Origin of the sequence: Olsenella sp. oral taxon 807, from assembly GCF_001189515.2 — a bacterium.
In the GTDB taxonomy this organism is placed as follows: domain Bacteria; phylum Actinomycetota; class Coriobacteriia; order Coriobacteriales; family Atopobiaceae; genus Olsenella_F.
The window spans coordinates 2,001,707-2,024,151 of sequence record NZ_CP012069.2 but is presented as its reverse complement, the minus strand read 5'-3'; the positions used below and the strand labels follow the sequence as shown (position 1 = coordinate 2,024,151).

Annotated in this window: 18 protein-coding genes; 12 read left to right on the top strand and 6 right to left on the bottom strand. The window is 62.2% G+C overall.

The features are described 5' to 3' along the window. The first annotated feature begins 537 nt into the window (after positions 1–537). The gene (locus ADJ70_RS08570; protein WP_050340749.1) at positions 538–2,907 is read left to right on the top strand and encodes a DUF3160 domain-containing protein; all 2,370 of its coding nucleotides are present in this window, start codon (positions 538–540) and stop codon (positions 2,905–2,907) included. On the opposite strand, the gene ADJ70_RS08565 is transcribed toward ADJ70_RS08570, so the two are convergent. The 3 genes from ADJ70_RS08565 to ADJ70_RS08555 all read right to left on the bottom strand — a co-directional run bounded on the left by ADJ70_RS08565 (position 2,898) and on the right by ADJ70_RS08555 (position 7,019). After that, on the bottom strand, positions 2,898–3,350 hold the full coding sequence (locus tag ADJ70_RS08565) for a hypothetical protein (RefSeq protein WP_050340748.1): 453 nt from the start codon (positions 3,348–3,350) through the stop codon (positions 2,898–2,900). The two genes, ADJ70_RS08570 and ADJ70_RS08565, sit on opposite strands and share 10 nt — an antisense overlap. 239 nt (positions 3,351–3,589) lie before the next feature. Beyond that, positions 3,590–4,180, bottom strand: a complete 591-nt coding sequence (gene yihA, locus ADJ70_RS08560) for a ribosome biogenesis GTP-binding protein YihA/YsxC (RefSeq protein ID WP_050340747.1) — start codon at positions 4,178–4,180, stop codon at positions 3,590–3,592. Between the two features lie 271 nt (positions 4,181–4,451). Further along, positions 4,452–7,019, bottom strand: a complete 2,568-nt coding sequence (locus ADJ70_RS08555; protein ID WP_050340746.1) for an RNA helicase — start codon at positions 7,017–7,019, stop codon at positions 4,452–4,454. A 202-nt stretch (positions 7,020–7,221) separates the two neighbouring features. On the opposite strand from ADJ70_RS08555, the gene ADJ70_RS08550 reads away from it, so the two are divergent. Beyond that, a complete protein-coding gene (locus ADJ70_RS08550) occupies positions 7,222–8,070 on the top strand; it encodes a fructosamine kinase family protein (RefSeq protein ID WP_050340745.1) in 849 nt (282 codons plus the stop codon). Here the strand turns inward: ADJ70_RS08550 and ADJ70_RS08545 are convergent. After that, positions 8,061–9,092 carry a LysR family transcriptional regulator gene (locus tag ADJ70_RS08545; protein WP_083443910.1) on the bottom strand — a complete coding sequence of 344 codons (1,032 nt, stop codon included), beginning with the start codon at positions 9,090–9,092 and terminating at the stop codon, positions 8,061–8,063. The genes ADJ70_RS08550 and ADJ70_RS08545 overlap by 10 nt on opposite strands. Before the next feature lie 33 nt (positions 9,093–9,125). Next, a complete protein-coding gene (locus tag ADJ70_RS08540; RefSeq protein WP_050340744.1) occupies positions 9,126–9,350 on the bottom strand; it encodes a hypothetical protein in 225 nt (74 codons plus the stop codon). 159 nt (positions 9,351–9,509) lie between these two features. Here ADJ70_RS08540 and ADJ70_RS08535 point away from each other — a divergent pair, with 159 nt between their 5' ends. Then, positions 9,510–9,890 (top strand): helix-turn-helix transcriptional regulator, encoded by a 381-nt coding sequence (locus ADJ70_RS08535; RefSeq protein ID WP_050340743.1) that lies wholly within the window; start codon positions 9,510–9,512, stop codon positions 9,888–9,890. A 326-nt stretch (positions 9,891–10,216) separates the two neighbouring features. After that, positions 10,217–10,852: a hypothetical protein gene (locus tag ADJ70_RS08530; protein WP_050340742.1), complete on the top strand. Its 636-nt coding sequence runs from the start codon at positions 10,217–10,219 to the stop codon at positions 10,850–10,852. Between the two features lie 1,284 nt (positions 10,853–12,136). Here the strand turns inward: ADJ70_RS08530 and ADJ70_RS08525 are convergent. Continuing rightward, positions 12,137–13,549 (bottom strand): zinc-ribbon domain-containing protein, encoded by a 1,413-nt coding sequence (locus tag ADJ70_RS08525; RefSeq protein ID WP_157051466.1) that lies wholly within the window; start codon positions 13,547–13,549, stop codon positions 12,137–12,139. A gap of 309 nt (positions 13,550–13,858) precedes the next feature. On the opposite strand from ADJ70_RS08525, the gene eno reads away from it, so the two are divergent. The 8 genes from eno to ADJ70_RS08485 all read left to right on the top strand — a co-directional run bounded on the left by eno (position 13,859) and on the right by ADJ70_RS08485 (position 22,406). After that, a complete protein-coding gene (eno, locus tag ADJ70_RS08520; protein ID WP_050340740.1) occupies positions 13,859–15,148 on the top strand; it encodes a phosphopyruvate hydratase in 1,290 nt (429 codons plus the stop codon). Between the two features lie 165 nt (positions 15,149–15,313). Then, positions 15,314–16,024, top strand: coding sequence for a DUF3793 family protein (locus ADJ70_RS08515; protein WP_083443908.1), 711 nt, complete (start codon positions 15,314–15,316; stop codon positions 16,022–16,024). A 65-nt stretch (positions 16,025–16,089) separates the two neighbouring features. Next, positions 16,090–16,494, top strand: coding sequence for a flavodoxin domain-containing protein (locus tag ADJ70_RS08510; protein WP_050340738.1), 405 nt, complete (start codon positions 16,090–16,092; stop codon positions 16,492–16,494). A 235-nt stretch (positions 16,495–16,729) separates the two neighbouring features. Continuing rightward, a complete protein-coding gene (locus ADJ70_RS08505) occupies positions 16,730–16,936 on the top strand; it encodes a hypothetical protein (protein WP_050340737.1) in 207 nt (68 codons plus the stop codon). A 108-nt stretch (positions 16,937–17,044) separates the two neighbouring features. Beyond that, positions 17,045–18,391, top strand: coding sequence for a glutamine synthetase family protein (locus tag ADJ70_RS08500; RefSeq protein WP_050340736.1), 1,347 nt, complete (start codon positions 17,045–17,047; stop codon positions 18,389–18,391). Positions 18,392–18,580: 189 nt separating this feature from the next. Next, positions 18,581–20,767, top strand: a complete 2,187-nt coding sequence (locus ADJ70_RS08495; RefSeq protein ID WP_253273152.1) for an ABC transporter substrate-binding protein/permease — start codon at positions 18,581–18,583, stop codon at positions 20,765–20,767. Beyond that, positions 20,751–21,629, top strand: a complete 879-nt coding sequence (locus ADJ70_RS08490; protein WP_253273151.1) for an amino acid ABC transporter ATP-binding protein — start codon at positions 20,751–20,753, stop codon at positions 21,627–21,629. The genes ADJ70_RS08495 and ADJ70_RS08490 overlap by 17 nt, the downstream gene beginning before the upstream one ends. 102 nt (positions 21,630–21,731) lie before the next feature. Continuing rightward, positions 21,732–22,406, top strand: a complete 675-nt coding sequence (locus ADJ70_RS08485; protein ID WP_050340735.1) for a winged-helix domain-containing protein — start codon at positions 21,732–21,734, stop codon at positions 22,404–22,406. The last annotated feature ends 39 nt before the right edge of the window (positions 22,407–22,445 follow it).

Genomic DNA, 22,445 nt, shown 5'->3' with positions numbered 1-22,445 from the left:
CCTGGCGTTGCGAGTCCCGTCTCCATGTGGTAGGCCGTGGTAGATAAAGGCCATGTTGAGCTGCACAAGCGCCGCAAAAGTCTTTAGGTAGACAGACGGATGAACCGGCACAGGTACGTGGAGGTAGGGGCGCTGCTTACTTTTCGTTGAGCTGAGAGTATGGCATAAGCTCCTGTGCACCGTTTATATTGTTTGGTATATCCCACTTCCCGGGAAGGCGATCGATTCTAAGGGGATGGATCCAAAGGTTACGTGATGCCCTCAGGGCAGTAGGCATATGTGTGGGCGGGCGGTCTTCGGGCCGCCCGTTTTTTGTCGTCGGTACAACGGCAGGGGACACGTCAAGGTGACGCTCGGTCGCCCCCCGCTTACGTCGCGCCCCCCTCGCTCACGTCGCTCGCCGCTCATACTCCCATCGGAAACGAAAGGCACCGTTTCGTGCGTGTCAGCCCACCTCAGCTGCTCTGTGGCTATACTGAAAAGCAGGTCCCACAATATCCCACGACGTGACCCACGAGCCCTGAAGGGAGAGGTGCCATGTTCTGTCCAAACTGCGGTACAAAGATGAACGATGATGTGCGGTTCTGCGGGGTCTGTGGGCATCGCATGCAGGTGCCTACGACGGCCGCTCAGCAGGGGGCCCTCACTCCAAATCCCGGTCCCACTGACGCGGGCACATCGTCTGCATCGCATCGCCAGACGCAGCTCAGGATCGCCGCCATCGTCACGAGCGTGGTGGCTGTCCTCGTCGTTGGCCTAAGCGTCGCCCGTGCCCTGGGGCTGTTTGGTGGCATGGGTGCCGCGACCTCGGAAGGGACCGCCACACATGCGAGCTACCAGCCGAGCGAGGTCAGCTATGAGGGCAGAACCGTGCAGGCCCTTGCACGACCCTCTCTGGCTGCGGGCATCCCCGCCTACCAGGAGCCCGCCGCTCCCAGCGTCAGGGACTACACCGTGAGTACCGACCTCTCCAATGTCAGCTGCAACCAAGAGCAGCTTGAGCTCACGTCTAGCGGCTCGTCCGCTCTCAGGCAGACCCTCGCGCAGAACGGCTTTGCCGTTACGGTGGGTTCGGCGGGCTTCGAGTTCTTTGAGCTCTATGAGAAGAACCGTTACGACTACCTGCCCAACTTTGTCACGACCGACTCGATGATGCACACGTACCACCTGTACTTCCAGCATCTCATGAAGAGTACCGAGAAAGGCTATCTCTCCGGTGAGCTTGCGACTGTGGGAAAGGCGCTCTGTGCAGAGAGTGAGCGGCAGCTCCAGACGCTCTCGGGCAGCGAATGGGAGGCTGCTGCGAGGCGCAACGTCGAGTTCTTTGCGGTGGGCTCGGCGCTGCTCGATCCTGCCGCCCCTCTGCCCCAGGCGGTGGAGAGCGACGCGCGAATCGAGCTGTCACGCATCAACGCGGCCTCCGGAAGCGAGAAGTCAACCATCACGGGTGATAACGAGGACTACAGCCAGTACAAGCCTCGCGGCTACTACGAGGGTGACCCCACGCTCGAGGCATACTTTCGCGCGATGATCTGGTACGGCCGCATGGGCTTTACCCAGCGAGACGAGGACCTCGACAGGAGCGCCCTACTCATGACGCTCGCCCTGCACACCTCTGCCCTCGATTCCTGGTCGCACGTCTATGCCGTGACGAGCTTCTTTGCGGGTACTGCTGATGACTGCGGCTACTACGAGTACTATCCGCTTGCCACGGCCGTCTATGGTGACGATGTGAGCGCTGGTGCACTTGCGGGCAAGGACACGGAGTGGCAGCGCTACCACGATCTGACCGCCCAGATGAGGGCACCGCAGGTCAACTCGGTTGCAGATGCCGACGGACAGAGCGAGGACAAGGGCTTTCGCTTCCTCGGGCAGCGCTTTACCCTCGACGCGAGGATCTTCTCCCAGCTCATATACGATCGGGTGGGCACGAGTCCCTCGGGCGAGCGGCGTATGCTGCCCAATGCCCTCGACGTGCCTGCGGCGATGGGGTCTGACACCGCGCTTGCCCTTCTTAGGGACGCTGGCGCCACAAACTACGACGGCTATACCGAGCGCATGGATGCCCTGCGCAACGAGACCAAGGATGCCGATGGCGAGCTCTCCTCGGGCAGCCTGTACGGGCGCTGGCTCTACACGCTCGATCCCCTCCTCGATGCCAAGGGAGAGGGCTACCCCGACTTCATGCGCTCTGCCGAGTGGGGTAAGAAGGACCTCCAAACCTACCTTGGCAGCTACACTGAGCTCAAGCACGACACGGTCCTGTACGCCAAGCAGGCGATGGCCGAGGCGGGTGGCCAGGACTTCGACAAGCGAGACGATCGGGGTTACGTGGAGCCGGAACCAGCGTTGTACTACCGTCTCTCCAAGCTCACGCAGGCAACCAAGGACGGCCTTTTGGGCTATGGGATGCTGGGAGACGACGACGCTGGTATGCTCGACATCCTGGTGTCGCTCTCGAGCCAACTTCAGGCCATCTCTGAGAAGGAGCTCTCGGAGCAGGCGTTGACCGACGATGAGTACGAACTCATACGTGGTTTTGGCGTCCAGCTCGAGCACTTCTGGCAGGAGGTGAACGAGGCGGATTCGGGCAGGACGAACCTCAAGACCCACGAGTATCCCGCTGCGCTCGTGACAGACGTGGCCACTGGTGACGACAAGGTGCTCGAGTTGGGCACGGGTAAGGTCTCTACCATCTATGTGGTCGTACCCGTTGACGGGCAGCTGCGTGTCTGCACGGGTCCTGTCTACAGCTTCTACCAGTTCGCCCAGCCGGCGGCCAACCGTATGACCGATAGCGAGTGGCGAGGCCTCATGGGCGTTGGGCTTGGCGGCGCGAAGTCCGCCTCTGCGCCTGACGTGGAGGCCTGGACGAGCGGCTTTCAGCTGACGGGCGACTACTGGTGATGTTTCGCCGCGCTCGCGAGGGCGATGGTGTGAGGCGCGCTCGTGCGAAGAGTCGTCCGTCTTCTGCTGTGCCGCTTGCCGTAAGAGGTGTGGCGGCAGGCTTGTTGGTGGCGGTGGCCCTCGGCCTTGGCCTTCGAGCGCTCTGGTTGGGTGGCTGCTTTCTTCCGAGCTGGGTCCGATGGCGAGACGTCACCGTTGAGCTTGACCTCGATGGTGACGGTGCCACCGATGAGCTGTGCGTTGAGAGACGAAAGCTCTCGGTTTCTGATGCTGCGGGCAGGGGTTGGCAAAGTGAGGGAGATTGGCTCGTGCAGGACGCGCTTGTGGGCGACATCAACCACGACGGGGTGCCAGAGCTGATACTCCTTGTCTGGAAGCGTGGCAGCTACGGCTCTCAGCGTCCCTTCTGGGTCGAGCGGGACGAGTGGGACTTCTCGCAGCACATCTTCATCTACCAGTGGAGGGACGGCAGGCCCAAGGCGCTCTGGATGTCATCGCGGCTGCCGCTGAGCGTGGCTGCGTTCTTTCTGGACGCACAGGGGACGCTCACGGTCGTTACGCCTGAGGGAGAGACGTCGCGTTGGGTGTGGTTGAGCTGGGGCCTTGTCGAGGACGATGGAGTCGAGCCAGCGCGGTTGTCACCGACGGAGCCGAGCCAGCGCGGTTGTCGCTGGCCCTCGCCCTACAGGCAGGCGGCCTCGATGAGCCCGCGCAGCTCGCGTATGCCCGTGCCCGCCTTGGCTGACGTGACGACCATGCTCGAGCGGTCGACGTTGAGCTGTCTGGCGAGGGTCGCGGCCTGCCGCTCCTGTCTGGCGCGGCTGAGCTTATCCGCCTTTGTGAGCGCCACCACAAAGGGGAGCTCTGCCTGCGTGAGGAAGGCCAGCGTCTCCTGATCGATGTCCTGGGCATCGTGCCTGATATCGATGAGGGCGACCACGAGGTTAAAGCTCCTTCTCTGGTCGAAGTAGCCAGCGATGAGCTTGGACCAGCGTCGCTTCTCCGCATGGCTCACCTTAGCGAAGCCATAGCCGGGAAGGTCAACGAACATGACCCCGTCCACATCATAGAAGTTGATGTTGGCCGTCTTTCCCGGTTGACCCGAGACGTGGGCCAGGGCCTTGCGGCCAAGGAGCTTGTTCAAAAGCGACGACTTTCCCACATTGGAGCGTCCCACGAAGGAGACCTCGGGTGTGGTCGGCTCGGGTAGCTGCTCAGGGGTCCCGTAGGCTCCCGAGAAGCGGGCGGTCTCGTACTTGAGCTTGCTGGCCATGGGGTTCCTTTCGCGATCGGTCGCGACATCTGCGTCGCGCGCTGAGTGCCACTGTAGCGTAACGGCACGAGAAACGGACGGACAAACGCCCGCACGAAGGATCCCGCCCCTCCAGGGAAGGTACCCCGCAGATTCTGGGGCACTAAGAAAGGGAGCTCAACTGGGCAAACGTCCGCACGAAGGTACCCCGCAGATTCTGGGGCACTAACCCCCGGCCCGGACCCGACCTTCGGCCCGAACCCGACCTTCGGCCCGAACCCGCGCTCCCGGCCTATGGTCCCAAGACCTCCTCGGCGAAGCCGACGCGGTAGTTCTTGAAGATCGCCTCGCCTTCCTCTTGGGTCGCGTCAAGATCGACGTCTGCGGCAATGCCAAAGTCGCGGTCGCCGTCGGCGTCCTTGAGCATCTGGCGCACGTGCCAGACGTGCTCGGTGCCCTCGTCCGTGTCATCGATCGTGAGGAAGTCCCAGCTGCGTGCGTCGCCATCGAGAAGTACCTCGTCATGGGCGTCGTAGAAGGCCTCGATGGCCTGCCTCCAGCGGGGTGCGCGCCAGCCCCAGCCCTCGTCGAGCTCTCCGAGGGCGTTCGCGTCTGAGGTCGCGATAAGCCTGACGCGGGCGAAGAGCGCGTTTCTCACGAGTAGCGTCACGGCCCGGCGGTCTTGCACGACGACATCTGCGGCTGCAGGCGCCGTCCCCGCGTCGACCTCGTCGGTCGTGGTACCGGCCCACTCGTCCACGAGGCTCGAGTCTACGGTGCGCACGACCATGCCGAGCCACGCCACCACGTTCAGGAGCCGCTCGTCCAGCTTGTCGGCGGGAACGGTGCGCGAGAGCGATCGGTACGCGTCGGAGAGGTAGCGCAGGAGCGTCCCCTCGCTGCGAGCGATGCCCAGGCGCTGGACGTAGCCCTTGAAGTCGGCCGCCGTCTCCACCATGTCGCGCAGGACCGACTTGCACCTCAACTCGTAGTCGGCTGCCCAGGGAACCTTTGCCACGTAGCGCTCGAAGGCCTCAGAGAGGAGCTCCTCGAGCGGCATCGGGTAGCTCACCTCCTGAATGCGCTCGATCCTCTCGTCGTAGTCGATGCCCTCGGCCTTCATCTCGGCCATGGCCTTGTCGCGGGCCTCGCGCTCCTGTGCGCGCAGGATCTGCGGTGGGTTCTCGAGCGTCGCCTCGACCATGCTGATGAGGTCGAGCGCATAGGCATCGTCCTCGGGGTCCAGAAGCTCGAGTGCCGCGAGCAGGAAGGGAGCAAGCGGCTGGTCGAGCGCGAAGTTGTCAGGCAGCTCGACGGTGGTCGAGTAGGCCTCGCCTCCACCCTCGACGCTCACGCGCTCCACGACCCCGGCGTCGATCAGTGTGGCGAGGACCTCCTCGGTGCGTGTCGCGAGCGCGGCCTTCTCCTCGGGGGACTGCATGGAGTCCTCGATGAGCCGGAGCACCCGTGCCCTGGCGTCGCCTCCCTGCTCGACCTCGGCGAGTACCATGGAGTGCGTGATGCGCAGGCGTGGGCGCAGGGTCTCGGGTGTGGCGGCGATGAGCCGCTGGAAGGTCTGCTCGTTCCAGCCCACGTAGCCTGCGGGTGGCTTCTTGGTCACGATCTTGCGGGCGCGCCTCGGGTCGCCCCCGGCCTTCGCCAGGGCGCGGGCGTTCTCGATCTCGTATTCGGTCGCCTGTGCGATGACGAGGCCCTCGGTGTCGAAGCCCGAACGTCCCGCCCTGCCTGCCACCTGATGGAACTCTCGCGCGTTGAGACGGCGCATGCGGCGCCCATCAAACTTCGTGAGCTGGGTCAGAAGGACGGTGTGGATGGGTACGTTGATACCCACGCCGAGGGTGTCTGTGCCGCAGACCACGGGGAGCAGCCCGCGCTGCGCGAGCTTCTCCACGAGGAGTCGGTAGCGCGGAAGCATGCCCGCGTGGTGCACGCCCACACCCATGAGCAGCAGGCGACGCAGGGTCTTACCGAAGCTCGTGGTGAAGCGCGTGTGGGCGAGGGCGTCCTTGACCTGCTCGCGCTGCTCCTTTGTCGAGACGCCAAAGCTCGCGAGGTGCTGCGCGGACTTCAGGGCTGCGTCCTGGGCAAAGTGTACGATGTAGAGAGGGGCCTCCCCTGCCTCGAGCGCGACCTTGACCGTGGCCTCGAGCGTCGTGTTCACGAAGCGATAGCTGAGCGGGACGGGGCGCGGCGCGTCCAAGATGAGCTCGCAGCTGCGGTCCGTGTGCTCCTCAAGGGTGGCGGCGATGGCGCTGACGTCGCCGAGTGTGGCGCTCATGAGCAGGAACTGCACGTGCGGTAGGGTGAGCAGGGGCACCTGCCAGGCCCACCCGCGGTCGTGGTCATCAAAGAAGTGGAACTCATCCATGGCGACGGCCCCGATGTCTGCCTGCTCGCCATCGCGAAGGGCGATGTTGGCCAGTATCTCGGCCGTGCAGCAGACGATGGGGGCCTCTGCGTTTATCGTGACGTCGCCGGTGACCATGCCCACGTTGTCACGGCCGAGCAGCCTCACCATATCAAAGAACTTCTCACTGACGAGGGCCTTGATGGGGGCTGTGTAGTAGCTGCGACGGTCGGTGCAGCAGGCCATGAAGCAGAGGCCGAGCGCGACGAGGCTCTTGCCCGAGCCGGTGGGCGTGCCCAGGATGAGGTGGTCGCCCGTGGCGAGGTCGAGCAGGGCCTCCTCCTGGTGGGGCCACAGCTCAAGTCCGCGCGACTCGCACCAGCCCATAAAGAGCTCGAGCGCGTCCTCGGCGGGTATGTTGGGAAAGTGCTCGTCGTCGGGCCAAGGGATGAGCACCCCCAGCTCGCCTGCGTCCGTATCGCGTGTGCCCATGCCGTGCCTCCTGCCGCGTTTCCCACCTTGTTGGCCTACTCTATGCCATGGTACGACATAGGGCCTCGCGCCGGGCGGGCGACCTCTTGCTGGCAGCATCTCTCTGGCCCGAGGCGCCATGCGTGCACTATGCTACAGGGTGTCGGTCCGTGAGGGCCATGTCGGACCGTGGGGACCACGAGGAGAGGGGAGTGCAAGAGACATGAGGACGCTCACAAAGCGTGCGACGGCACCAGATCAGGACCTTCGCTGCGAGGCCGCAGCCCTGCGCTGGCTTGCCGAGGCTGAGCTCCAGGGCGGCATCCATGTCGCGCGCGTACGCCTCGCCTCGAGCGACGAGCTTGTCGAGGAGGCCATCTTGCCCGGCTCCCCATCGCGCGAGGGCGCTCGCGCCATAGGGGCAGCCCTTGCGAGAACCCATGCCGCAGCTGCACCTTGGTGGGGCTGTCCGCCCCCCGCCTGGCCTAAGGCTGCGGCGGGCTACGTCATCGACGGCTCGCTGACGCCCGTCATCCCCAGCGCGAAGCTGGCATCCAGCTCCTGGGGTCCCTTCTTTGCCGAGTGGCGTATGGAGGCCTACCTGCGACCGCTCGTCGATGGGGGTACCATCGACTCAGGGCAGCGCGCACTGCTCGAGCGCGTGGCCTCCCGCGTCGCGGACGGTGCCTTCGATGCCAAGGAGCCCGCGCTGGTCGAGAGGGCCATCTCCTCCTCGACGCCGGACGCGCCCGTCGCCTGCGCACGCCTGCACGGAGATCTCTGGGCGGGAAACGTCCTGTGGGACGGGTCTTCGCAGGCGCAGACGGGCGGCGCGCTCATCGATCCCATGGCCCATGGTGGTCACGCGGAGAGCGACCTCGCGATGCTCGCGCTCTTTGGCTACCCCTACCTCGATGATGTCATCGCGGCCTACGACGAGCTGTCCCCTCTGGCGGACGGGTGGCACGAGCGCGTCGGTCTGCACCAGCTCGCCCCACTGCTTTTGCACTGCGTGCTCTTCGGGGGTGCCTACGTCGCCCAGACGCTGGGCGTCGCACGTCGCTACGCGTGAGAGGCATCTGCGACCGCCCCGTCTGACTTCGCAGTCACCTCGTCTGACTCCCCGTCGCTCTCGTCGCTCTGTTCCGCCCTCCTCAGCGCCTGCCTCGACGGCACGAGCACCGACTCGTCCTTGAAGCCCACGATGCGCTCGGTGAGCTTCTCGATGTATGCCTCGGCTAGCTCGCTCAGCCTGCGCTCGCCATGCACCACGTAGCCCACGTTCATGATCTCGTCGGTCTCGAGTGGGATCGAGGCAATGCCTGCGTACATCTCGTCTGAGCGCACACCCGTCGAGATGAGAAAGCCGTCATAGCCCTTGAGCAGGCTCGTCATCGTGGCGCGGTCGCTTGCCACGATCTGTCGGTCGTGCGCGAGCGTCGAGAGTGGCTCCTCCGAGAGGTACAGCGAACTCTCGGAGCCCTGCTCAAAGGTGTAGCGCGGAAAGTTCGCGAGCTCCCTGACGCGTACGACCTCGCGCGTGGCGAGCGGGTGTCCCTCCCTCACGAAGACGTGCGGCTTGGCCTTGAAGAGCGACGTGAAGACGAGGCCTGACTCGTCAAGTCGCCTTCTGAGCGCACGCTCCGTCGAGGTCGAGAGGTAGAGAATCCCAAGGTCGCCCCTAAAGCTGCGGACGTCGTCGATGATGTTTGCCGTGCGCGTTTCCCTGAGCGTGAACTGGCACCCGGGCACGTCGTGCTCGGCGACAAAGTCGATGAAGGCCTGGACGGCGAAGGCGTAGTGTTGTGACGAGACGGAGAGTCTTCTGTGTGGCGTGCCTCCCGTGGCATAGCGACTCTCGAGCAGGTCGGCCTGCTCGACGACCTGACGTGCGTAGCCCAGAAACTCCACGCCGTCGCTTGTGAGCGAGATGCCGCGCGAGGAGCGCTCGAAGATCTGGACGCCTAGCTCCCGTTCCAGGTCGTGTACTGTCACAGAGAGGCTGGACTGCGAGACGAACAAGCTGTGTGCGGCGGCGTTGATCGAGCCGCTCTCGGCGATGGCGATGATGTAGCGCAGCTGCTGGAGCCTCATGGGCGCCTCCCCCGTCAGTTCCGACGACCTGCGCTAGCCTAGCTCGATGACGCCAAAGCTGTCAAGGAGCTGCTGGTACTGGTTTTCGTCCGCAGGTAGGAGCGCAGGGTCGACGCCAGAGCACAGCTCGGCGTAGCTCATCGTCTGGCCCGTCTCCAGCACAAGGTAGCGAGCGTCATCATCCGGCCTGCGAAACGGCTCCCGCTCATGAGGGCAGTCCTGTACGGACGCCATCTCCTTGTTCATCTCCTTATCCATGTCCTTCGCACCTCCCCTCTGTCCTGTGTGCGTGTACGCGTGTTCTCTTGGTATATGTAAGGTAGATTTTACGACTGCTTTGCCATCCTGTATACGTATAAGAGATTCAGGCTACGGTTGACTACTCAGAATTGACGCCAGATGTGGATGGGAGGCGCAATGTCTGGGAATGAGCTGGGCCTGAGGCTGAGAAGGCTGCGTAGGCTCGCGGGCAAGACGCAGTCGGTGGTCGCAGCCGAGATCGGGGTCTCCAAGGCGACGTACAGCTCATGGGAGACGGGCAGAAACGAGGTGAGGTGGCACTTTGTGGTTCCGCTCTGTAGGAGTCTCTCCTGCACGCCCAACGACATGTTCGACTATGGCAATGACGATAGCGACGATCGCTCGGGAAAGCTGTTTCACAGGCTCGATGACGCCTACTTCGACTTCATCAACCTCTATGAGCGCACGCCGGTCAACATCCGTGGTGCCGTCAGGGTGATCATGGAGGGTACTGCCAAGGCGCGCATCCCGCGCAGGCCTCGGCGCGGTCCTGGCTAGGAGCGCATGCTCGCGCAAAGATGGTGGTCTTTCGCAGGTCGCACATGCTCGTGCTGCCAGCCGAGGTCACGCTCTCAGGCGCGTATTGGGCGTGTTGGGCGCGTGCTGCGGTGGCGGACCTGTCGCCGCAAGTCTCGCTCCGCTCCCAGACGCGGTGGGCGTGCTGACCCTCAAGGGCACCTGAAGCTATGCGAAGCCGCGTCCCCGTGTTCCCGATACGCCCTCTTGGCGCCGGGACCTTCGTCCATGCCATCGAGCCGTGCTCTTCTGCGCTATCATGGTCCTAGGTCCTGTGTGGATCCGTGGCGCAGAGGAAGGGCAAAGTGATGCAGAGGGACTCCCTGGTGCATGTTGCGGCAACCGGCGGTTACGGCAGCGTCTTTGAGGTGGACGACAAGGGCGTCTGCGAGGTGGGACTCATCGATCCCTGTGCGGACGACTACTCGCTGAGGGTACCTGCTCACGCACTTATCGAGATCGAGTCCGTCGGTAGGGACCAGCTCGATGAGCTGCTCGACGCGCTCGCCCTCTTTCACCTTGGCGTTCGTCATGGCATCAGGACGGCGAAGTCCTTCGAGTTGTTTGTGGGCAAAAACGAGGAGACGGCTCTAGAACTCTGGTTCTCGTCTGGCATCGCTGCACCAAAGAGGCTCGCGGAGCTGGACGAACCGAGTGAGCAAGCGCTGCTGGCCGCGCTCGCCGGACTCGATCTTGACCCCTGGCTGCACGGTGGCCGCAGCGCTGCGGGACAAGACGTCTCCCTCGAGGGCTGGAGCTGGTCTCTTGAACTCATCGGGGGCGGCAAGGGTAGCTCCGGCTTTGGTCGCGGCGTCGCTCCGGCAGGCCTTGCGGCCTTGTGTGTCACCCTCACGGAACTGGGAGTGCCGATACGATGGGAGGGCGGGGCCACAGGTCCCGTCGCGGTAGACAGCGAGCGTGCCGAGACTGCCACTCGCCGGTGAACGTACGGGGGTGGAGCGCTCAGGCCCGAGTGGCAGTGCGACCGGTACGCCCGGGTACGCTCGGGGCCGAGTGGCAGTGCGGATCACACTGCCACTTGCCGGTGAACGTGCGGAGGCTGAACGCTCAGTGCCGAGTGGCAGTGCGACCGGTACGCTCGGGGCCGAGTGGCAGTGCGACCGGTACGCCCGGGTACGCTCGGGGCCGAGTGGCAGTGCGGGTCACACTGCCACTTGCCGGTGAACGTGCGGAGGCTGAACGCTCAGTGCCGAGTGGCAGTGCGACCGGTACGCTCAGACCCGAGTGGCAGTGCGACAGGTGCGCCCGGGTACGCTCGGGGCCGAGTGGCAGTGCGGATCACACTGCCAAGTGGCATCGAGCGTACCGCAGCGGTACGCTCAGGCCCGAGTGGCAGTGCGACGGGTGCGCCCGGGTACGCTCGGGGCCGAGTGGCAGTGCGGATCACACTGCCACTTGCCGGTGAACGTGCGGAGGCTGAACGCTCAGTGCCGAGTGGCAGTGCGATGGGTACGCTCAGGCCCGAGTGGCAGTGCGACCGGTACGTTCGGGGCCGAGTGGCAGTGCGGATCACACTGCCACTTGCCGGTGAACGTACGGAGGCTGAACGCTCAGGGCCGAGTGGCAGTGCGACTGGTACGCTCGGGGCCGAGTGGCAGTGTGGACCCGGGCCGTTTGTGGACCTGCGGGCACTGCACCGACATGGGGACGGCTCCCCCGACGGGTCTCCGCGAGTGACGAGACCATCTTTTACGGACCAAGACAGCCTCTTGGCTAATCAGGCTGATCGTTGAGGCTTCGTGAGTTCGTGTGGGTAGGTGGTTGCGTCACCACCCCGGCGATGCGGGCCTCACCGCCAGGGCGACGACGCAGGAGTGTACACAGATTGGCCAAAATGGCCTCTCCGCACCGGATTGAGGCGTTTGTGTACACTGTTGCGCCTTGGGTTTGGGTTGTGGGTGGCCTTGGGATCGCAATAGTGTACACAAATGGGAGAATCGGGCCTCTCCGTGTCGTTTTGGGGCATTTGTGTACACTGTTGCGACGCGAGTCACGATACGAATCGCAACGCGAGCTGCGCCAGGTGGCACGAGCGCCTCAGCCACCATGGCGTGTCGGCGCCTCCTCGCTGGCCCCTCTCGCTTGGTCGGGAAGACAAACTCTGAGCGAGCGGCGCCGCTGCCAGGTTGGCATCTTGGCAGAGGCGTTAACCCACACGAACCCCTGAAGAGCCTGATCATTTCGTGCCTTTGCCTCGCCTTTGCCTCTTAGAGCGAGATCTCGGAGTAGGCCCTGTCGTAGTCTACCTTGGGGGCGACGTCCGTCTCTCCCTCGCGTATCGCTTTGATGCGAATCTCGCGGAGTTTCTCGACGTATTTCTGAGGGTAGTTGTACCTGAGGTTGAGGGCCCACATTTGTGCGACGAGGTCCATGCGGTCGATGAGGTACTGGTAGCACGTAAGCTCAAGCTGGTACTGGTTGTGGTAATCGGACCTGCGCTCTATGTTGATCCCCCTGGCCCGTTGTTGTGCCTTCTGGATGGTCGCCGTAAGCTGTGTGACGGTCTCCGAGTCGCCGCTGCGTGTGTCCCTGTCCGCGACGTAGTCCTCGTCATAGGCGGCCTCGCAGGCACTGACCTGCTCGTCTAGGGCAGCAAGCTCGTCATAGAGTTCTTTCACCGCCTGTCGGTCACGCTCCCTGTCCTTGGCGGCCTTCTCTGCGGCCAGGGGAGACTGACCCGAGCCGTCGGATGCGTCGTCGTTATCCTCGTGGTATCCGCCCGGCACGACGCGCTCCGCCTGTGGGTCGGCGAAGTCCTTGCTGCGACAGCTCGAGATGCCTAGGGCCAGACCGGCGACAACGATTGCGAGGGTCAGAAACGCAAATATGAGGACGTGCCTGTGACCAGCCTTGCTCTCCTCCTTGTAGAGGCGCGGGTGGTGGCGGCTGACCGGCAGAAGGGAGATGGCCGCAGGGTCGTGAGTGATGACGGGGAGCGTGGAGGTAGACTCGGGGTCGCAGTCCGTGGACGTACCCTCCTCTTCGCGCTCATGCGCCGGCATCTCTGCCTGCGCATCCTTTGCGGGCTTTAGCGGCTCCTCGTTGTCTTCTGCTGGGTTTGTGTCCTTTTCGGTGTCCTCTTCTGGCGCGGCGTGCCGTGCTCCCTCAACATGCATGTCCTTCGTAGGGTCCGTCGCTTCTTCGTCGTTCCCCTCGCTGTCCCCAGTGGGGTCTGCGCCCTTCGCCGCGTCTTCTGGCGCAGCGTGCCGTGCTCCCTCAACATGCGCGTCCTTTGCGGTGTCCGTCGCCTCTGCGTCCCCCTCCGTCGGATCTGTCGGTCCCTCGTTGACTTCTGCGGTGTCTACGTCTTTCGCCGCGTCCTCGTCCTTGTCCTCTGGCGCGGCATGGCGTGCTTCCTCGTCCTCGGACACCGCAGACGCTGGATCTTCGCCTGCCGTGTTAGCGTCACGCTCAAAGGGGCTGTCATCTCCTTTTGTCTGGGGGACAGTGGCAAGACGGTCATCCTGTGCGTGCGCGACCTGCTCCTCGCTTTCTTTCTCGAGGGCGTCGGGGGCGTCGAGGACGTCTGCCCATTCCCTGATGTCGCAGCCGCAGCGCATGCAGAAGTGCTGTCCCTCTTTGAGGTGCGCTCCACAATTCGGACAAAAGAGTGCTGTCATATAAGCTCCAAGTCCCTGTGCCCTGTGTCGATCCCATAAATCCCCTATAATCTAGCATATCTGCTTTTTGCCCCGGACGATAGGCCCAATCGGGCGGGACGGCCACATTCGCGTGAATGTGAGCGGATCTTCCGGGTGTGGCAGGTAGGAGCATGCTCCCAGGCAGGTAAAAGAGCAGATGCAAAATACTTGACAGTGGGGGCCAACAGCGATAAGGTACTTGACAGCAGTAATTCCTAGTAATTTAATGGGTATTAGGGATGCGGTACGTACAGGCGCGGTCGCGCAGCCAAGAGAGAGGGAGTAGCAATGAGCGAGATCATCGATGTCTATGGTCGTGAGGTTCTGGATTCCCGCGGCAATCCTACTGTCGAGGTGGAGGTTGCTCTTGCCGATGGCTCCGTAGGCCGTGCCATCGTTCCGTCTGGTGCGTCAACGGGCGAGTTCGAGGCCGTCGAGATGCGTGATGGCGATAAGGATCGTTACATGGGCAAAGGCGTCCTGAAGGCCGTATCCCATGCAAACGGTGAGTGTCGTGAGGCCATCGTTGGTCTTGAGGCTACCGAGCAGCGCGCCGTTGATGCGGCGCTTCGGGCGGCAGACGGCACTGACAACAAGGCCAAGCTTGGTGCTAACGCCATCTTGGGATGCTCGCTTGCAACTGCGCGCGCAGCTGCCAGTTCGGTCGGCCAGCCTCTTTATGCCTATCTGGGCGGCGTGAACGCCCACACCCTGCCTACCCCCATGATGAACATCCTCAATGGTGGTGTGCATGCGGATAACAACGTGGACTTCCAGGAGTTCATGATCATGCCCGTCGGTGCGCCTGACTTCAAGACGGCACTCGCATGGAGCGCAAAGGTCTACCACACCCTCAAGAATGTGCTCAAGGAGGCGCATCTCTCTACTGGTGTTGGTGATGAGGGCGGCTTTGCGCCTGACCTCAAGACTAACGCCGAGCCTTTCGAGTACCTGATGCAAGCGGTCAAGAAGGCTGGCTTCAAGCCGGGTGATGACTTCAAGTTTGCGATGGATCCCGCTACCTCAGAGTTCTACAACAAAGAGACCCATATGTACGAGCTGAAGGGTGAGGGACGTAAGCTCTCGAGTGACGAGATGATCGACTACTGGGAGGAGCTCGTCGATAAGTATCCCATCATCTCGATCGAGGACGGTCTCGACGAGGAGGACTGGGATGGCTGGAAGAAGCTCACTGAGCGTTTGGGCAAGAAGGTCCAGCTTGTAGGTGATGATCTCTTCGTTACCAATACCTCGCGTCTCAAGAAGGGCATCGATCTTGGTGCAGCTAACGCGATTCTCGTTAAGGTGAATCAGATTGGTACCCTAACCGAGACGCTCGAGGCTATGCAAACCGCACAGCGTGCGGGCTATACCTGCATCGTCTCCCATCGTTCAGGCGAGACAGAGGACACCACGATTGCCGACCTCGTCGTTGCCACGAATGCTGGCCAGATCAAGACGGGTGCGCCTGCTCGCTCCGACCGTGTGGCCAAGTACAACCAGCTTCTGCGCATTGAGGATGCACTTGAGGGTGCGGCAGATTTCGCTGGCAAGAGTGCCTTCTACAACCTGAGCTAGCTTTCGTTCTGCGTTAGCGTTTTGTTTGTTTTTTCCTACCTGATACCGGCGGACCCTCTCCCCGCTGCGTAATTCAGGTCTTCGCGCACCACCGACGTTCCCCCTTTCCTGCGTCGGTGGTGCCTTTTTGTCAGACGCTCACTTCAGAGGGAATGAGGAGGCTGCATGAGTGGGCAAAGTGCAATGGACGCGAGTTGTGGGAGCGATGGACTGAGCGCCTGCAACTCTGTGGAGGATGTGTTGAACAATGGCTTTGCCGTCACCTTTGTTCGCAGCTCCGCCACCGTCATTGCGGGAGCCAAGCCGGCGGCCGTCTTCTCCTTTTGCCCCAAGGGCGTGTTAGGGGCTGCGGGAGGATACATGGGGAGGGCCGTGGGTCACCACGAGGGTCTTGTGCGTGCGAAGCTGCGCTCGGTTCTTTGCGCCTACGCGCGCGAGCTTCCCCGGCACGGCATTCGTCTTGAGGTTGTGGGGGCAAGGGCCGGACGTGTGCAGCTGCTCGTTTGGAGGGGAGAGCTCGTCTCTCGCGTCCTTGCGGATCCCGATCGCAGTGACTTTCTCCAGAGGCTGGGCCATGGCTTGGATGCAGGGGAGCTGATGCGCTCTTTGAGGCGGAGGCTTTGTGAGTACCATCTTGGGCTCAGGAGCGAGTTTCCTCACGAGATCGGCCTTGTCTTAGGCTATCCTTTGGAGGATGTCATCGGCTTCATGAGCGGCAAGGAGGAGACCTGCCGTGGGCTCTGGCGAGTCTACGGAGATCCGGCACGCGCGCGAAGGCGCTTTGAGTTCTTGCGTCGTATCGAGCGACGTTGCCGCAACAGCTTTGCGTCGGGAATTTCTCTTGGCTGCCTGCTCGCGGAGCCATTGTTGGCATGAGCCCAACGCGGCACTACCCTTCAGGCGTCCGCCTGAGGGTTCCATTTCACTTTTAGGAGGTCAGTATGAGTAAGGTTGCGGTCGTGTATTGGACCCAGACGGGCAATACCGAGGCAATGGCGAACGCCATCGCCGAGGCTGCCGGCGCCGACGCCATCGACGTCGCCGACTTCGATGCGGGTCAGGTAGCCGACTTCGACGCCTTCGCCTTCGGTTGCCCGGCGATGGGATCTGAGGAGCTCGATCCGGATTTCGAGGAGGTTTGGAACGATTGCGTCCCCAAGTTCGCCCAGAAGCCTGTTGCCCTCTTTGGTAGCTATGATTGGGGCAACGGCGAGTGGATGGATACATGGAAGTCAGAGGCCGAAGATGCCGGCGTCAACATCATTGATACGGTCATCGCCAACCTCGAGCCTGACGATGAGGCAATCGAGCAGCTTAAGGCCCTCGGGGCGAAGCTTGCGGGATAGGGTCTCAAAACGCGCTGGTGCCCGATGCGCCGACAGGCGCAGCCGCCACGGGGCAGCGTCCTTTCGCTGTGTCTGGGCCGTAGGCGCCGCGTAAGCCGGGGACCCTCATCGGGCCACGGCCTACCAGTCGTATGATTTTTTCGGCACCCGATGCGTTTATGCGTATCGGGTGCCATCCTCCTGAGCCCAAAAAAGTGGGTATAGTAAGCTTTGGATGACAAAGGGGGGAGCAAGCATGGTCGTAGACGTTATTGTCATCGTCGTGGTCGCCGCACTCTTCTTGCTGTGCGTCAGGTCCTTTTTTAAGGGTGGGGATGCGTGCTCAGACTGTGCGATGGAAGAGGACTGCTCCATGCGTGGCGAGGGCGACTGCGTGGTCGCCAAAACTATGATCGATGATGCGGAGCGTGCTGTCGCGGATAGTGAGGCGACCAAGCAATGATGCGTCGTTCGCATGATGCGTTGGGTTCTTGAGATGGGAGTGGACGTTGGTTCTGTTATCGTCTGAAGGGCACGGGTAGGCGGACCAGAGCGGTCTGAGGGAGGGTCCATGAGCGATGACAGGAACATCGACTTCGTCTTGCGTACGGTCGAGAAGCGTGACGTGAGGTTCATACGCCTATGCTTCACCGATGTGCTCGGCAACCTCAAGTCGTTTTCGATATCCTCCGAAAACCTTGAAGAGGCATTCGAGGAGGGAATCGGTTTCGACGGATCCTCCATAGAGGGTTTTGTGGCCGCTGACGAGTCAGACATGCTCGCCTTTCCCGACGCGACGACCTTTCAGGTGCTGCCACGACGTCAGCAAAAGTACGGCGTCGCGCGCATGTTCTGTGAGGTGCGCACCCCTGATCGTAAGCCCTTCGAGGGTGATCCTCGCTCCGTCCTCCAGCGTGTGTTCGTAACGGTGGACGAGATGGGCTACGTCATGAACGTGGGACCCAAGCTTGACTACTTCTACCTGCACGAGACCGATGATGCCACCCCGATCCCAGCAGACCACGCCGGTTACTTCGACCTTACCTCGTCGGACTCCGCAACCGACCTCAGGCGTGAGACGACGCTTGCCCTCGAGCAGCTCTCCATTCCCGTCGCGTATTCCTACCACAGCAACGCACCCTCGCAAAACGCGATAGAGCTGCGCTATGCAGAGGCCGTGACCTGTGCCGACAACATCATGACGGCACGATTGATCATCCGCCAGCAGGCTCACGCGCACGGCCTTATGGCCTCCTTCATGCCTAAGCCCTTTTCGGGAACATCGGGATCTGGCATGTACCTCTATCAGTCCCTCTTCGACCATGAGGGCACAAACCTCTTTTGGGGCCCAAAGAGCGAACATGTCGCTCACCTCTCTGAGTTGGGCCGCAGCTACGTCGCGGGACTCCTCAAGTATGCCTCGGAGTTCCTGCTCGTCACGAACCCCACGGTCAACTCCTACAAGAGGCTCGTCGCCAATGGGGAGGTACCCATCTTCGCGACCTGGGGTCGCAAGAACCGTGCGGCCCTCGTGCGCGTGCCCACACATAAGCCTGGCAAGCACCAGGCGACCCGTGTCGAGCTCAGGAGTCCTGACCCCGCCGCCAATCCGTATTTGGCGATCGCAGCCTCGCTCGCTGCGGGCGTGCGCGGCATCATGGAGGGCCTCAAACTTCCGGAGGAGTCCTTCTCGGGCCTTGAGGACCTGGGTGAGCGGGAGCTTACGCGGCGAGGCATCCATCGTCTGCCGCGCACACTTGGCGAGGCGATCAAGAGCTTTGACAAGAGCGAGCTCATGCGTGAGACGCTTGGCGGACACATCTGCGACTATCTCGTGGAGCAGAAGTGGCGCGAGTGGGACGAGTACTGTTCGGTCGTGACCGACTGGGAGCGCAAGACCTACTACGCGGGCATCTAGCTCGTCGCGCGCCGACACCTTTGCTCGTGTCCGGAGGAAGACCCAGTGCGTGCGGGTAGGGTGTCTTGCGCCTATATATTCATTTTTTTGATAATTAACCTCCCGTTAATCGAAGCTTGCTAGAATGTCCACCTGCTTTGAGAGGAGGGCGTCCATGGCGTCATCCCTCACATGTCTCGGGGAGGTTGCATGAGGGTGAGAGCTTCGTCTGGGCGTCTCCCTAAGAGGGTGGCGTGGGTTGCTGCCTTGGTCCTGGTCTTGGCCTGTGTCTTTACGATGGCACTGGCAGGGTGTAATGGGCCCTCTCACTCTGCTGAGGGTCCAGGTTCGGGCAACGAGGCTGCCTATGCGCTCGTGAAGCCCGGCAAGCTGACTGTTGTCTCGGACTTGGCCAACCCACCCTTCGACTACTACGACTCAGCGAATGTCCCTGCCGGATTTGAGGTGGAACTCATGCAGGCCGTGGCCCAGAAGATGGGCCTTGAGTGCGAGTACCTCCCGGCGCAGAAGTTCGACTCCATCATCCCCATGATCAAGCAGGGTGGCAGGGCCGACGTCGGTGCGTCTAACTTCACGATCACCGACGAGCGTCTCAAGGAGATTGACTTCACGGACGCCTATATAGATTCCAACCAGGGTATTGTCACCTCATCCGACATCGCCGATACGGTCGCCTCTGACTACGGTTCTGTGCTTAACGTCCCGGGTGTCTCCGTTGCGGTTCAGTCAGGCACGACGGGGGAGTCGTGGGCGCAGGAAAACCTGCCCGCCGCGTCCATCAAGTCGCTTGACGATCCCGTGACGGCACTTACAGGCGTGCAGAGCGGCCAGTTCACGGCTGCCATCGCGGATCTTCCCGTCATGCAGTACGAGGTCAAGAACTCCTTTTCCTCCCTCAAGGTTGCACTTCAGGTTCCCACAGGAGAGCAGTACGGCATCGTCGTATCGAAGGATAATCCCAACCTTACGGCTGCCGTCAACGAGGCGCTCGAGGCATGCACGTCAGACGGCACCATCGACGCGCTCGAGGCCAAGTGGTTCGGCAATGCCGACGCGTCGCAGATCACGGCGACCGCCGCTATGGCAGGGGCTGCCGTAGACTCATCCGGTACGGGCAGTGTCGCCGTCTCGAAGGCGACGGCACGTCCCAACGAGAGCGGTGGCTCCGGTGTCATTGGCGGAGAGGGCACGAGGCTCACCTGGGAGGGCACGGTCCACGTTGACTCGGGTATCTCGTCCGTGACCCTGACGCTGCCGGATAAGGCAAGCTTCGACGGCTCCTCGACGCGCATCACGGTGCTCGAGGGTCTCAAGCGTCAAGGCGTCGAAGGCAGCGCCTCGGCGAACGGCAATACCCTTACGGTGAGCTTTGCCAAGCCGGTGGCCAACGGCTCGCTGTTGCGCCTCGAGGTCACGAACATGAGCTTTCCCGACGCTGGTGGCAGCTATGTCGTCACGGGCTCCTATACGACCGGCGAGGGCCAGACGGCATCCCTCATGGACTCAAGTCCCATTGCCGTCATCGCAAACACTCCCTTGCAGCGGGTCGTGAACTGGCTCGACGGCCAGGCCTGGGTTAGTGCCTGGAACTCCGTCCCCTTCCTCAACATGTTTTTCAAGCCCCAGCTCTTGGTGACGTCGTTCGCATCTCTCTTCCCGGGCTGGTTGCTCTGCCTGTTCATCGTCGTCCTTGCCTATCCTCTTGCCATCGTCTTGGGTCTCGCGTTCTCACTCATGAAAATCTCGCAGCACCGCCTTTTGCGCGCCATTGCGAGCGTATACATCAACGTCTTGCGTGGGACCCCCCTTTTCCTGCAGATCTACATCGCCTTCTTTGGCCTTCCGATGCTTGGTGTCAACATCGACAACACGATGCTCGCCATCGCCGTCGTCGCTATCAACTCCTCGTCCTACCAGGCCGAGATCTATCGGGCCGGCATCCAGTCCATACCGCAGGGACAGTACGAGGCGGCCTCGTCTTTGGGTATGACACGTCTGATGACGATGGTCTGGATCATCCTGCCTCAGACCGTTCGCCGCGTCATCCCTACCGTCACGAGTGACTTCATCACCTCCTACAAGGATACGTCACTGTTTTCCTCCGTGGGCGTCATGGAGCTCATGATGTACTCCAAGAACCTCACGACCACGACGGGCAACATTACCCCCTACATCGCCGCAGCTGTCTTCTACCTCATCGTCACGCTGCCCCTCATCAAGGTGGTCAACATCGTGGAGCGACGCCTCTCCAATGCCGAACAAGGTCTGGGCGCACGACCTAAGGTGGATGGCGCACCCCTGCCAGAGGAGACCTCGACAAAGGGCGACGAGTCCCTTACAACGCACGGAGGTGTCGGTGATGCAGATGCAGACTAGGAAAGGGATCGGTATCCACCGCCCGTCGTCACAAGAGGTGCCTGCGGCGCTTCCCGCAGACGAGGCGGCGAGAATCGCCTTCGAGCACGACCAGAGTCTCTCCCGGCACCGCTTCGTTGAGGGGGAGCACCCCGTCGTGCGCATCGAGCACCTGGGCAAGACCTTTACGGATGTGCCCGTCCTGCGTGACGTGAACCTCAACGTCTGGAACGGGGAGATCGTCGTCGTGCTGGGACCCTCCGGCTCAGGCAAGTCAACGATGCTGCGCTGCATCAACCTCCTCGAGCAGCCCACACAGGGTCATATCCTGGTGGGCGACCAAGAGCTCACCGGTGCGAGCAAGGCGAACCTCTCGCTGCTCCGGCGCGACGTCGGTATGGTCTTTCAGTCCTTCAACCTCTTTCCGCATCTCTCGGCCAAGGAGAACGTCGTCATCGGCCAGATGAAGGTCCTGCGCAAGTCGCGTGAGGAGGCCGAGCGAGAGGCCATGAGGCAGCTTGAGGCCGTCGGCTTGGCGGATCGCGCCGACTACAGGCCTCCCCAGCTCTCCGGTGGCCAGCAACAGCGCGTTGCCATCGCGCGTGCCGTTGCCATGCACCCCAAGGTGCTCCTCTTCGACGAGCCCACCTCCGCGCTCGATCCCGAGCTCGTGCGGGGTGTTCTGGCGGTCATGCGCGAGCTTGCGCTCAACGGCGACATGACGATGATCGTCGTCACCCACGAGATGGGATTTGCCCGAGACGTGGCTGATCGTGTGGTCTTCATGGAGGGTGGCGTCATCGTCGAGCAGGGCCTTCCCGAGGACGTCTTCGATCACCCCAAGGAGGCGCGTACCAAGGAATTCCTAGGCAGCATCAAGTAAATGGCACGCTTTCAGGGGTGCCTTCCACAAACTGTGCTAGTGTACGAAGATGTTTCTTTACGGGTTGACCCGTCGGGGGGCGGGAGGCGTCTGGGGGCTAGGATGCACCATAAGAACATCTTGCTGCTGGCCAAGACCACGCGCTACGTTGAGCGTATGCGCGAGCTTAGGCAACCGCTCGATGTGTCGATTCTGCATATGGCTCCAGATGACTTCGAGGAGGCAATCAACTCTGGGCGTAAGTTTGACCTCATCATCCTCGACACTGATGGGCTTGGCCAGGAGATGCTCAACTCCTTGGATGACTTCATCGCTGACAGTGGCTATATCCCCACTCTCGTGGTCCAGGATGAGAGCATGCTGCCGAGTCTCCGTCTGCCTGTGCAGGGAAGGAGTGACTTCATCCTCGACAGTGCGGGCCAAGCCGAGCTCGCGGTGAGGTGCTCCATGCTCCTGAGGCCAGGAGACCAGAGCGCCTCCTCAGACATCATCGCGGTTGATAACATGAAGATCAATCTGGCAACCTACCAGGTCTATATTGATGACGAGCCGGTTGACCTCACGCTCATGGAGTATTCGTTGCTGTCGTTTTTGGCGACGCATCCCTCTCGGGCGTACTCGCGTGAGACGCTGCTGCATCGGGTCTGGGGTTTCGAGTACTGCGGTGGCACGCGCACCGTTGATGTCCACATCAGGCGCGTGCGCTCCAAGATCGGGCCGCTCATCGCAGCTCACATTGTGACGGTACGCGGCGTGGGCTACCTCTTCAGGATCTAGGGTGACGCGCCGATCACATCAGGCTGGTCGGGCGCAGAG